This is a genomic window from Leptospira alstonii serovar Sichuan str. 79601 (assembly GCF_000347175.1).
Classification (GTDB): domain Bacteria; phylum Spirochaetota; class Leptospiria; order Leptospirales; family Leptospiraceae; genus Leptospira; species Leptospira alstonii.
Genome location: NZ_ANIK01000062.1, coordinates 1 through 12,500 on the forward strand (window position 1 = coordinate 1; position 12,500 = coordinate 12,500).

At 44.6% G+C, this 12,500-nt stretch carries 15 protein-coding genes (1 of these 15 running past the window's edge); 8 read left to right on the forward strand and 7 right to left on the reverse strand.

Annotated features, from left to right (window positions below; genetic code table 11):
- Window positions 1-414: 414 nt before the first annotated feature.
- Entirely contained in the window at window positions 415-1,521 is a 1,107-nt protein-coding gene (locus tag LEP1GSC194_RS12885) for a TMEM43 family protein (protein WP_020773999.1), read from the forward strand.
- 525 nt (window positions 1,522-2,046) lie between these two features.
- Here the strand turns inward: LEP1GSC194_RS12885 and LEP1GSC194_RS12890 are convergent.
- From LEP1GSC194_RS12890 to LEP1GSC194_RS12920, 7 genes are all read right to left on the reverse strand, one after another.
- Entirely contained in the window at window positions 2,047-2,307 is a 261-nt protein-coding gene (locus tag LEP1GSC194_RS12890) for a hypothetical protein (protein ID WP_020774031.1), read from the reverse strand.
- A gap of 151 nt (window positions 2,308-2,458) precedes the next feature.
- Complete coding sequence (locus LEP1GSC194_RS12895) at window positions 2,459-2,899, reverse strand: DUF1761 domain-containing protein (protein ID WP_036042773.1); 441 nt, start codon at window positions 2,897-2,899, stop codon at window positions 2,459-2,461.
- A 133-nt stretch (window positions 2,900-3,032) separates the two neighbouring features.
- Window positions 3,033-3,764 (reverse strand): FecR family protein, encoded by a 732-nt coding sequence (locus LEP1GSC194_RS12900; protein WP_020773997.1) that lies wholly within the window; start codon window positions 3,762-3,764, stop codon window positions 3,033-3,035.
- Between the two features lie 14 nt (window positions 3,765-3,778).
- A complete protein-coding gene (locus LEP1GSC194_RS12905; RefSeq protein WP_036042761.1) occupies window positions 3,779-5,227 on the reverse strand; it encodes a hypothetical protein in 1,449 nt (482 codons plus the stop codon).
- Between the two features lie 107 nt (window positions 5,228-5,334).
- On the reverse strand, window positions 5,335-6,354 hold the full coding sequence (gene corA, locus LEP1GSC194_RS12910; RefSeq protein WP_020774019.1) for a magnesium/cobalt transporter CorA: 1,020 nt from the start codon (window positions 6,352-6,354) through the stop codon (window positions 5,335-5,337).
- A gap of 267 nt (window positions 6,355-6,621) precedes the next feature.
- On the reverse strand, window positions 6,622-7,173 hold the full coding sequence (locus LEP1GSC194_RS12915) for a TetR/AcrR family transcriptional regulator (protein WP_020774008.1): 552 nt from the start codon (window positions 7,171-7,173) through the stop codon (window positions 6,622-6,624).
- A 2-nt stretch (window positions 7,174-7,175) separates the two neighbouring features.
- Window positions 7,176-7,979 (reverse strand): hypothetical protein, encoded by an 804-nt coding sequence (locus tag LEP1GSC194_RS12920; RefSeq protein ID WP_020774020.1) that lies wholly within the window; start codon window positions 7,977-7,979, stop codon window positions 7,176-7,178.
- 86 nt (window positions 7,980-8,065) lie between these two features.
- On the opposite strand from LEP1GSC194_RS12920, the gene lepB reads away from it, so the two are divergent.
- The 7 genes from lepB to LEP1GSC194_RS12955 all read left to right on the forward strand — a co-directional run.
- Window positions 8,066-9,061: a signal peptidase I gene (lepB, locus tag LEP1GSC194_RS12925; RefSeq protein ID WP_020774030.1), complete on the forward strand. Its 996-nt coding sequence runs from the start codon at window positions 8,066-8,068 to the stop codon at window positions 9,059-9,061.
- Between the two features lie 5 nt (window positions 9,062-9,066).
- Window positions 9,067-9,309 carry an AtpZ/AtpI family protein gene (locus LEP1GSC194_RS12930; RefSeq protein WP_036042762.1) on the forward strand — a complete coding sequence of 81 codons (243 nt, stop codon included), beginning with the start codon at window positions 9,067-9,069 and terminating at the stop codon, window positions 9,307-9,309.
- 92 nt (window positions 9,310-9,401) lie between these two features.
- Window positions 9,402-9,953, forward strand: coding sequence for a TPR end-of-group domain-containing protein (locus tag LEP1GSC194_RS12935; protein ID WP_020774009.1), 552 nt, complete (start codon window positions 9,402-9,404; stop codon window positions 9,951-9,953).
- Window positions 9,954-10,132: 179 nt separating this feature from the next.
- A complete protein-coding gene (locus LEP1GSC194_RS12940) occupies window positions 10,133-10,462 on the forward strand; it encodes a hypothetical protein (RefSeq protein WP_020773996.1) in 330 nt (109 codons plus the stop codon).
- A gap of 102 nt (window positions 10,463-10,564) precedes the next feature.
- Window positions 10,565-11,674: a F0F1 ATP synthase subunit A gene (gene atpB / locus LEP1GSC194_RS12945; protein ID WP_020774013.1), complete on the forward strand. Its 1,110-nt coding sequence runs from the start codon at window positions 10,565-10,567 to the stop codon at window positions 11,672-11,674.
- 48 nt (window positions 11,675-11,722) lie between these two features.
- Complete coding sequence (locus LEP1GSC194_RS12950) at window positions 11,723-12,025, forward strand: ATP synthase F0 subunit C (RefSeq protein ID WP_020774010.1); 303 nt, start codon at window positions 11,723-11,725, stop codon at window positions 12,023-12,025.
- A gap of 3 nt (window positions 12,026-12,028) precedes the next feature.
- Window positions 12,029-12,500, forward strand: the 5' portion of a protein-coding gene (locus tag LEP1GSC194_RS12955) for a F0F1 ATP synthase subunit B (RefSeq protein ID WP_036042765.1). 50 nt of this gene lie beyond the right edge of the window; only the first 472 of its 522 coding nucleotides appear in the window; it begins with the start codon at window positions 12,029-12,031; its stop codon lies off the right edge, out of view.

Here is a 12,500-nt window from a genome sequence, read left to right on the forward strand (position 1 = left end):
GCTCTCTATGGATCGCTCATCTCAGCTTCGCTGAGAAACAACGCTTTCGCTTCGCGGCTTTTGTTTGTCTCGCTCTCTATGGATCGCTCATCTCAGCTTCGCTGAGAAACAACGCTTTCGCTTCGCGGCTTTTGTTTGTCTCGCTCTCTATGGATCGCTCGACATACCCAATCTTTCAATCGCCAAATTCACGTTAAAAATAATTTAAAATGTCATCGATGGCGTTTCGAGATTCGATGGAAAGTTTTTGAGACGGTTTTTTCGGATAAGATTCCCACTCCAATATACAAAAAATTATTTACAATCCTTTGATGTTCTTGGACATTCCTACAGCTTGCAGCTTGAGTGAGTTTCAATTTTACAGGGAAATCCAGGCCGCAAAAGTTTCCCGCCCAATATCAAAGGAGAAAATCAATGGCGTTTGAAAGTCCGGACGGAATGTCCTCAACGGAAAGTGTAGGTTTCTTATCCCAAATGGGAAATTCATTCAAGAGTATTCTTACAGGAATCGTCTTGTTACCCGTGTCGTTTATCATTATCTACAACGTGGAAACCTGCGAACAGGCGAGCGCGGCTTTGAAAAACGCGGTTCCCGCAGGACAGGCTAAGGAAGGTCAACCTTCGTACGTGACGGGAACTCTAAAAGCGAATCCTCTCAGCGGACAATTCGTAAAAAGTGGACCTTACATTTCTTATTCCGTAAGCTCCGAAGTTTACGCTTGGGATGAAGAAGTGAAAACGGAAGGTTCGGGTAGTAATAAAAAAGAAGTCAGAAAATGCGTGTTGGAATGGACTTCTTCCCCTGAAAATCCTTCGAGTTTTAAACTTTCCGGATGTCGTGCGAAAGCGTATCATAGAAAATCCGTAAAGGACGAATCCGATTCCGCTTCCGGTGCGGAGATTCTTGCGGAAGGTAAAAATTATTCCGTCAATCTCTCGGACGTGAATTTCGCTTCTCAGGTTTCCTCTCGGAACGCGAACGAAGACGAGATTTTTTCGAACGGATTCGTTTATGCCGACGGTTATCTCCACAGTTCCAAGTCCTGTGTCGAATCCGAAAAAGAAGGTTGTGAAAGGGTCAAGGTTTCCGTAACTCCGATTCCGGATGGAAACATGACTTTTATCGGAGACGTAAACGGGCAGAGTGTGAATCAGTTCGTTTCCGCGGAAGGAAATAAATTCTTGAGCGCGAGTGTGGGCGGTTTTGCGGAAACCATGGCGGATATCAAGTCGGACGACAATACCATGAAATGGGTCGGAAGGTTGGTCGGATTTATCGCGATGTTCAGTAGTTTCACTCTGATGGCCGGACCTCTGACTTCTCTTTTGAGTTTTATTCCTTTTGTGGGCGATTTGGGCGGGGGTTTGATCAAGGTGGTTCTCGGAGTTATCGCTTTCGTGATCACGGCGATCACCATTCTTCTCATTAAATTTTGGTATATCTGGCTGATTATACTTTTGGGTGCGATCGGTTACGGGATTTACAAGAAAAAATACGCTTCTCAAAGCGCGAGTGCCTGAACCCAGCCTATTGAATTCAAAAAGATCGGCGTCGGTTTTCAATCGAATCCCGATGCCGATCTTTTTATCTTAGAGTTTGCCTAAAAGATTGAAAAGAAAAATGCATATTCCCGCGTTTTATATGTCGGGATATGGGTTTAGGATCTATAACGTTACCCACAAGTTAAGAAGGTTTTTGGAATCAGAGGGATCAAAAACGCAGACGTTTCAAGGTGGTTTTAGGGTCGGTGACCTTTACATACAATAAAACGCAAGTGTTCCGACAAGAACGAAGCTTTTTACTTGCAAAAAGTATGATTTTCTGATAGAGAAAAACCACCGGAGTCTTCCCACCACCTCTCCTCCTCCGCCCAAACACGGGTGGGGCTCGCATATATCACGGAGGATTGTCGGAATTCCGACAGATTTATCTTGTAGAGTTGTTGAAAGATCCATTTTCATCCCTTTCCGTTTCATTGAAAAAGGTGGATTTAAAGCAACTGTGTTAATCTGAAATCATGAAACTTTTAAAAACGTTCGATCGTATTAAAGACTCGGCTCTGCGCGGCAAATCGTATTCCACTGCGCTTCGATGCAGACGTATGTCTGTTTTTTTCCGCATCCTTCCGCTTCAAAAGCGCCGCCGCCGATATTTTTGACGGATACTTTATCTTCGGGACATTGTGTGGAATGTACAAATCGGTCTCGCGCAACACCCGCCGAACACAGAAGAGTCGAACTCAAAATAAATCCTATCATCAGGATTTTTACAATTGTCGATTTGTACATTTTTCTAAACGAATTCATTCGATTTTCCTATTATTGATTTTATTAGGATGGATTCCTAAGAAGAAATCAAAATCGGAACTTTATTTTGTCAAAGAAAAATGACCCAAAAAGGAAACGTCATCCCTTCTTCGGAACGATAAAAGTAGGGATGAAAAATTTTGAGTTCCGATTATCTCCAATAGGAAAGAATCATCGCGACCGCCTGGAGAGCTACGAAGTAGTAACCCGCACCGATGCTAAAAAATTTCCAGGATCTACCTTCAAAGGCCACGTTATTGAGCTGCATAGGAAGATAGAATCCGAGCCAAGTATAAAATCCCGAAAAGAATCCGTAGACGTATGCGGGACTGTCCTCTCCCGCGTGCCAGGAAGACGCTCTCCAAACGTTCGTCGTGTAAAACAGAACGTAAGCCGTTAGAAAAGAACCGATTACCATCATTCCCAGGGATTTCAGTACTTCCTTTTGCTCGGGTTTGAAGTCCGCGGGAATTCCCATTTCTTTCATCCAATGTTTTCCGAAGATGGGACCGTACCAAAGGGATCCTATGATAAAGTTTACAACGACTGCGACCAAAACAGCCAGGAAATTGATATGTAATTCCGGGTGCATAAAAAAACTCCTTATTTTTGAGAGTCTATGTTTCGCGCAGATCCGAACGAGTGTCAAGTGGATTCTCGAAAGGGTTCCTACGAGATCGATGAGTTCGGAAAGAACGATCGTAGTTCGGAGGGAATGAAACACCTTATTGTTTGCCGTAGGTTTCGTCCTTTTGAACGTCTTCCGACGGAGTCCAACCTTCCGGAGTGTGACAGGAAAGGCAGTTTTTTAAGGAGGGATTCTTTTTCAGTCTCGCTTCAAAACCCGGAAGGGTCTTCAACTTCTTTATGATTCCTTCATATTCCACTTTTTTCATATCCGGATTATCGGAAGAGACGATCGTTCCCTTTCCTTTTTCCTGGAGAATTTCTTTTCCCTCAAAACCGGAAACGGTAACCTTACCTTCGCAGGTGCAAAAGGAAGAATCTCTTGTTTGAAGGTCGTACAAAACCGAGAACGAGGTTCCCCGAACCCCCGCCGTCGAATTTGGGGTCGCAACGTCGAATTTTTTTCCCTTGAGATTTACGATCTTAAGCCAAACAAAACCTTGATCGACTTCGAGCCTCCCGTTTTTGGATTCTCCGTAAAAACTCGCAAGTCTGAGTTTAGTGTTTTGTTGGATCTTGAATTCAGAACCTTTATAGAGGAGGGTAATTCTCGAACCGTTGCCCGTGGAAATCAGATCTCCTTCGTCCACGAAATCGTTCGACTTCAGCGGCGCCCAGGAGGTTTTGCCCGATTTTTGAACATGAGCTTTTCCTAATAAAAAACTCACTTTGGCATTTTCCGTTTTCGATTCCTGGCTCAGTAGTACGATCGAAATTCCCGTCGTAAAAAGGGAAAACAAAATCGATACGATTTTTATCCTGTGGTTCATTACAATCTCCTAAATTAAAATTCCATTGTGGTCCTCAAAAGTATCTGTCTATCCAATGCGGAGTAGGAAACGATTCCCAGGTTTCCGGCGCCGTCCCATTGTCCTAGGTATTCCTTTTCGGTTCTTTCGTTTCCGAGCGGATCGATGTAGGCTTTTTGTCCGACTCCGTTCGTGTCGTAGTTCTTGTTTTCAATATAGCCGATCGCCATTCTAAATTGCGGATTGACGACCCACTCAAAAAATACGCTGATCCTTCGAAACGAACTTTTACTCGAATATCCGTAAGTTCCCGTTTCCGGCAGAACGTTGCGGATCTGCGTCGCGATACTTGCGTTCGAGGTCGGAACTCCGAATAATTCTTTTTGAATCGTTTCGGTAGCTCCGACCACGCCGTTGTTTCCGGTGCCCCGTTCGATTCTTCCCAGGAGATTGAAGTTGCCGAATCCGACGGAAAACCAGGCATACAACGCTTTTCCGAAACCGTCCTTGCCGAATACAATCGGAGTCGCAAAGGGTTGCAGTCGATCCCTGATTTCTCCGCTGTTTCGTTTTTTGAAAAAACCTCCGAGGCCCAGATTCCATTTTACGGAGCCGTTCCAGATGAAGTTGGTTTCGGAACCCGCCGTGTCGGATTGTAAACTTTTGGTCTGTCTCGATAGAGAGGTTGCGGGATTCAGATCGTTCGGAAGGCAGGTTGTTTTTCCTTCGAAACATTCGTTTCCTCCGGCGCCGAACGCGTTTTCCTTTCTGTAAAAAAGATGAAAACCGGCCTTTCCCTTTTCGCCTAACTCCGGTTCGACGGAAAGCCGGTAGGAAACGTCCATTCCCGCGGAGTTGGTGTTTTGCGTTTCTCTATAACCTTCACCGTTGCCGACCATGAGATGGGAACTTACGACGGACCATTTGCCTAGGGCGCTCAGTCCGACGTCCGCGGGTTGCGGCGCAAAGCCGAGGGATTCCAGAGGGCCACGGTCGATGTATCTCCATTTCCAGTAGTTGCTCCACTGAGTATAAGTATGAGGAAGTTCTTGAATTCCGAAACTTAGGGTGTAACTTCCCCAAGAAGTGTCCCAATTCTTTTTAACTCCGGCTCTGCGAACGTTTAGAACGTAAGGATTTTGTTTTGTTCCCGTGTCCGATCGTGTATCCGATGTTAGCTGGTTGTTTCGAATCAATTCTCCCCAGAGTTCCGCTTGGATTCCGGTTTGTTCGAACGTTTTAGAGATCATAAGGAGGGTCCAAGGAGTGGAGAAACCGGTCTTATCGTTCGGAGCCGCATTGGAAGTTCCGGAGGCGCCGTCCCGAATTCTCGCGCCGTAAGAGGGGGAAATTACGGCTTTCACGTCCAGACCGTAATAGGCGTCGGGCTCGTCTTTTTTTGCGGTCACAACCGATTCCGCGTACATCGTCCGAGCTAAAAATAGGAACACCAGCGAAATCGTGTAAATTCGAAATATTCTCATGTTTCCCCTGAACGGTTACTAAGAAGGAAAAAAATAATTTCGTCAATTTTTTCTACGATTTCAAGAATATTCTTTTTTCTTAAAAAACGGAATCCTTTATAAGGATTTTAATCTTTGAACCAGTGTTTTTTACGAAACCAATAGATCATCGCGGGGGGAATGAGGGAGGCCGAAAGAATCGTAAGATACAAAAACGGAACGTTGTCGTACGGAATCGCGGTGAAGTTCATCCCGAAAAAGCCGGTGAGAAATGTGAGCGGCATAAAAATCAAACTGATCAGGGTCAGTCGTTTAACAACATCGTTGGTTCTTTGCGAAATCACCGAAAAATACGCGTCCATCGTGTTCCCGAGGAGATCCCGATCCAAATCGATCGTTTCATAGAGCCGACTCAAATGATCGTAGACGTCCCGAAAATAAATCTGAATCTTAGGACTTAAAAAATTATTATCTCTTCGGATCAAGCTGTTTACGATTTCCCTTTGAGGGGAAAGGACTCTTCGAATCCGAGTGAGATTCCGTTTCAGAAAAAGGATTCCGGCGATGGTTTGATTGCTGTCTTGATTGACGAGGACCTGCGATTCGATCCGAACGATCTCTTCGCTCATCTTATCCAAAATCGGAAAATTGGAATCCACCGTCTGATCGAAAAGCATATAAAGAATCTGATCCGTTCCTCTGGAAAGCGGGTTTCCCTGTGTCATACAACGTGTCCTAAGTTGTTCGATTAAGGGTTCTTCCTTTTGATGAACGGTGACGACGAACTTTTCGCTGAAAAAGATATGGATCTCGTTACTCCTCAGGATTTTCTTTTCGGTGTCGTATTGAAACCGGTGGAGAACGATGAAAATATACGAACCGTATTCGTCCAATTTGGGTCTTTGATTTTTGTTGATGCAGTCCTCGATTGCGAGCGGATGGAAATTACATTCTCTCGCGAGAAAGTCCATGTCTTCCGCTTCCGTCGAATCCAAATCGATCCAGACCAAACCCTTTGTGCAAAGCCATTCCAACTCGCCAAGACCGACCGGCTTGTCCCCCGCATCCTGAAACATCCGGCAAGGATTCGCTACCGATTTATCTTGGTTTCCTTCCGGAAAAAATTCCGTAAATAAAATTCGTTTCAAAGAGAGAGTCTCCGTCGGTTTAAATTATTTCATCAAGAATGTCTGGCAAGGAATTTATCCGACCGGTAAACGCTCCGCTGTTCGTTGACTAACTCACTCCCTATGGGTCGCTCGGATTTCCCAACTTCGTTGGGAGCCATTGATAACGCTCTGCTATCAATCGGCTAATTCGATTCTTACGGAATACTCTGTTTCTCATGCTTCGCATGAGAGTCACTCACGACGCTCCGCTGTTCGTTGACTAACTCACTCCCTATGGGTCGTGAGTTATGTATTTTTCAAGGTGTGAACGAGGTAGTTGCGAAAGTCGTCGAGGGAAAATTCTTTTTTGTTCGTGAGATAGTTGATCATATAACCGATCGTAGTGGAAGCGAGGTTCTTGATTTCGAATTCCGTGTAATTCGGTTTAACGGCGCGAATCGTTTTTTTCGAAGTTTCAAAAAAGATCATATTGACGAGATGAATATTTCTTCGTTTTAATCGATGAATCTTGGGCTGGAGCATCAGATTCCAATAAAGTCTGAGATAGTCTTCGTTTTCCTTAACAAGGCTGATGATACTTTCGGAAACGTTTACGATCAGATCTTCTCGGCTCGGATTTGTAACCACTTCGTCCGTCAGATAACGTTTTAGAATTTTATCATGCGATTCAATGATTCCCTCAAGGATCGCCTCTTTCGAATCGAAATAACGATAGGCGAGCCCGAGGGAGATGCCCGCCTTCGAAGCGACCTGTCTCATCGTAGTTCCGTGGTAACCCTGTTCGGAGAAAAGTTTCAGGGAAGTTTTTAAGATTAGATCCCGAGTATCTTTCGCCATTCTTACCGGATCGAGTAGAGTACTTTTCTGGCTCCGATTCTTTCCCTATTGGTTTCTATTCTGTTTTTATAAGAGAACGCCTTTTCCGGTTTTAAGACGGAAAATAAATCGTAGAGTTCGATCTCAAAAAACAACATCGCTTCGGCCACTTCTTCCGGATTTTTTTTCAAAGACTCCTGAACGTTTACGACTACGTGTCTCGAATTGATGAGATCCGGGCCGATGACTTCCGCGATTTTTCTGAAATTGGATTTAGTGATCGTTCCGCCGACGGAAGTTTTTTTTCCTCTTTCTCTGGAAAGATAGACGATGTTTTTCGTCACTCTCATCACTTCTTCGTCGTCCGGAATTAGACCCATGGAAGCCGAAAGATCGGAACGAGCGGCGGTAACTTGATTTAAGTCTTCGAAAGAACGAGAGTCCGTGATTTCCATCAGATTCTTATAACCCGTGATGGTTTCCAGATTGATCGACTTGGAAACTTTGCCGTAGTTCACGGGAGTGAGCATACTTTTTAATGTCTGAATAAAATTTTTAAGTGCGTAAGAGGATTCGATCATAGGAGCGCAGATTCCTTCGATCTCCTCTTTGACGAGCATTCGGATATCGGTCCTTGCCTCGGGACCTCCGATCTTCACGGTGACCGGGATCAGGTCCTTTGCCGCCAAATGGAGAATTCGGATTTCATCCGCATCCATATCTTCAGTTTCGGTTCCGCCTTTCAGTCCGCTGATCGGATACTGATCGGTGAGAGAAACGAGGGTCCTTCTGAGTTCGATGAGTTTGCGGTCTATCTGCTCTTTCACAATCAAAGTATCGGTGATTTTTGAAAAACCGATAGAATTTTTAACGCAGGATTGACAGGGGAGAGAAGATTCTTTTTGCTTTCCCTATGAACTCCGAGGTAAAAACAAAAGATTCGTCCTCAGGGGAAGAATCTCCAATCAGCTCTACATTTTCCTTTATTCTGATCGTGATCCTGGTATTTGCTTTCAAATCCTCGGTTTTAGACGCGAATAATATTCCTTCGGGATCGATGATTCCCACCTTAAAAATCGGGGATTTTCTGTTCGTAAACAAGATGCGATATTCGATTCGAATGCCTTTTACCGAGTCGGAACTCTTCCGGATCGACGATCCAAAACGAGGAGATATCGTAACCTTTGCGCCCCCGCTTCGGGCCTTGAGCCTCGGAGACAGTCGGGACGGATTTTTCGCAAAACGTTATGTGAAACGAGTGGTCGGTCTTCCAGGAGACACGATTCGAATTACTTCCAAATTTCTTTCCACGAAAAAAGGGAACGTGAATGTTTCGGTGATCGAATACAAAGAAAAAGGATCCAATACGTTTCAAGGTTACGATCCTGTGGAAGTGGAAGAGGGCAATCTTTTGGGAGATTTGGACAATCTCTACGCCCCGACCCGATCCTTGTTTTTAGAAAAGAAACCCGGCTTTGAACACTATGTTCTGGAAGGTTACGAAGAAGATCGTAAACGCCTCGACGGATACGAATGTAATTTTTCGATCGGTTGCCAGATTCCCGAAAATCAATATATGGTCGTGGGAGATAACCGCGACGACTCTCACGATTCCCGCGCCTGGGGTTTTGTCAAAAGGGAGGATATACTCGGAAAAGCGCTGGTCATTTATTTTTCCATCAATTGGAAGGACAACGTCTGCGAGTATAAAAACGGAAAGGAACTTTCCGAAAAAGGACCCGAGTTTGCGGAACGGTATCAGGGAGAAGAACTCATAAAAAATTGTCATCCTTCGGAGATCGGTCTCGTTCGGGAGGAATCCAAAGCGGGTTGGATCGAACGTACTCTTCGATATAGAATCTGGAGAATGGAAGTTCGTTGGAATCGGATCGGCACGGTTCTGCGTTAGTCGCTATGTCGGAGAAGAACTTAGAACCTTCCGATAAGAATTCCAAATCGGATGAAAAAGAATTTTCACCTTGGGAGTTCGCGGGTTTAGGAATCGAATTCGGTGTGATCGTAGTCGGTTCCGTTTATCTTGGAAACTATCTGGACACTAAATTTCATTCCTCTCCGTTCGGACTTTTGGCGGCTTGTCTTCTCGGTTTTTCCTACGGCATCTATTACATCATTTACAGAACCACGTTGAAGAAGTAGTCCGTTTAAAATTCGCGTTGCAGTAGGACGAGATTTTATTTTGATAGAATGTGAACCCAGTCGCTATCTTGAATCTAAAACATAAATTCTCAATGCCGACCGCTTTAGCGGTTTTGCTTCTGATTTTTTCGGGAAACTGTTCTTATTCTGAAAGATTGGGAGAAACCTTGCGGAATTATTTTCTTGTTAAAGCCGCCCTTCAATTCAATGAGCACATCTCCAATAATGAATGGTCCGAGGCGGCAACTGTTGCTCGTTTATATTCGCTCACGATCCCGATTCTTGGAATTGGGAATACTCAATTGACCGGGTTTAAAGGTGGGAACGCCTATTCTTCTGCAAGAGAGTTTTTTGCGGCGGATCTCATTGCGTATACGGGAATCACGAAAGATTTCGGGTTGTTGTTTTTGGGAAATCAACTGATCCCGGATAACGTCACGGATCCTAGGTTGCCTTTCAACCTTGCCTGTCTCTACGCAATCCAAGGAGATAAGGAAGAAACGCTCCGCTATGCAGCGATCACGCTTCGACTAGGAAAACCTTCCCGAGATTTCTTCAATGATCCAGATTTTGACAGATTTAAAAAGGACTCGGATTTTATCAGAATCGTCAAAGGACGATCCGTTCCGCATTCTTCTCGCTGAAAATGTGGGAACTCAAACAATCCCCGGCTATTTGCAAAATGTAGGATCTCCCACGGAAATCTCGCCGATCTACAGTTCACTTCTTGTCTGAAACTGATTCCATTATAAAATTTGAATCGTCTTCTGCGCTCTTTACTTCTTCTTTGAACGGAAGTCCGTATCCAAGGAAACATCATCGAATGAATTGGAAGAAATATCTCTTAGGCCTTTTGATACTCACGCTTGCATTGGTCCTTATCTTTCAGGTTTACTTTCCAGATCGAAATTTTCTTTCGGGAAGTATTCTTGCCTTATTCTTACTCTTTCCGTTTTATCTTCTTAAGATTTTTGTGATCGTTCGATACCCGAAAAAAGGAGTAGAAATTCAGATGGGTATTATGGCGGTTTCATTCTTTTGCAATGGAATTGCCCTTTGGGCCGCGGTTTCACAGAACGATAGTTCTGATTTTATAATCGGTTTTTTGATTGCCCATTTCAGCCACATTCTAATAGTTGTATTCGCGAGCTGAGTCTTCCGGAATCTCGTAAAAATAAAAAGAAACCCGGAGTATCCGCCAATTCTGTGCAGTGGTTCGTAATTCGATACGATCCGATTTTTTGATTCGAAAAAAATGTATCTAAACCAGACTTCTTTTATGACAAAAAAGTTAATCTTCTTTGCGTTCTTAGTCGTATTTTTACCATTCCAAGCATTTGCATCGGAGGAAGTTTCTCACGAAACCTTCGATTTGAACGAAGTTATCGTTCATCACTTGATGGACAACGCCGAGTTCCCGTTCAACGTAGGCGGAGTAAAGGTTTTCGAAGGAGAGTCTGGTTTTGATTCTACCGCCGCCACGATCTTTACCGACCACGAAACTGGAAAACGTTTCCATTTCGTAGGCGGATTCGATATGCACATCACCAAACGTGTTACGATGATGTGGATCGTAGCTCTTCTTCTTTTTATCATTTTTATTCCGGCCGCAAGAATTATCTCAAAAAACCCTCTCCAAGTTCAATCTCGCTTTGCAAACACCGTGGAGGTTTTCGTAAATTTCTTACGCAAGGATATCGTGGACGAGAGCATGCACGGACACGGTCACGGATATTATCATTATATCTTCACTCTGTTTTTCTTTATCCTTTTTTGTAACCTAATGGGACTGGTTCCTCCGGTGGGTGAACTTCTCGTTGTTGGAAAAGACTTGGGAGCCGACCTTGCGCTCAAAGCCGGATGGATTACCCCGGTTCCGGAAAAGTTGATCGCCGCTCACGGTGGACACGGATCTCACGACGTTCCCTTGGTCGCGAAACTTTGGAGTGGAATCACAGTCACCGGAGATATTTCCGTTACGATGACACTCGCGCTACTTACGATGTTCCTCATTTATGCGGCGGGTTTTGTCCATCAAGGACCTAAGTTCATCTGGCATTCCGTTCCTAACGGAGTTCCTCTTCCGCTTTATTTAATCATGTGGCCTTTGGAGTTCATCGTTTCTCCGATGGCAAAAACGTTCGCCCTCACTGTTCGTCTTTTGGCGAATATGACCGCGGGACACGTTATCATTCTCGCGTTGATGGGTTTTATCTTTCAGTTTCAATCTTGGGGAATCGTGCCGGTTTCGATCGTCGGTTCCGGATTGATTTATGTTCTGGAAATCTTTGTGGCTTTTCTCCAGGCATACATTTTCGTACTGCTTACTTCCTTATTCGTGGGATTAAGCATGCATAGGCATTGATTGTAGAATATTGCAGTTAAACAGTAAACACAGGAGGCAATGAGCAATATGGAATTTGGATTAGGATATATTGGTGTAGGGATCGCAGCAGGAGTCGCAATTCTCGGAGCAGCGCTCGGGATCGGAAGAATCGGCGGTTCCGCTACGGAAGGAATTTCCAGACAACCGGAAGCGGGCGGTAAAATTCAAACCGCTATGATTATCGCTGCGGCTTTGATCGAAGGTGCGGCATTGTTTGCTCTCGTGATCGCTTTTCAAGCTGCCGGAACTCTGAACGAAGGTCTGAAAGCTACCGTTGCTAATCAGACAAAAGCTTCTGCAACTGCGGCAACCGAAGAAAAGGGAAAGTAAAACTTGGTACTCTTAGCTGCTAAGGGATTAAGCCTCCTAGATGTGAACCCGGGTCTGGTCGTCTGGACTCTGGTTACCTTTCTGGTCGTAGTCTTAGTTCTGAAAAAGTTTGCCTGGGATGTGATTCTGAAGGCGCTCGACGAAAGGGCCGAAACCGTACAGAACGACATCAAAAAGGCCTCAGAACTCCGTTCGGAAGCGGAAGCTCTCCTAAAGGATTACGAAGCTAGGTTGAACTCTGCGAAGGACGAAGCCAACGCGATGATCGCGGAAGCGAAATCCGATGCTCTGAAACTGAAAGACAAACTTTTGGAAGAAACAAACCAAGAAGTGAAGTCTCAGAGGGATCAGGCAGTGAAAGAGATCGAACTCGCTAAAGGAAAGGCGCTGGAACAATTGAAGACTCAGTTCGTCGAAATGACGATCACCGTCGCAAGCAAGGTTCTGGAAAAACAACTAAAAGCGGAAGACTACA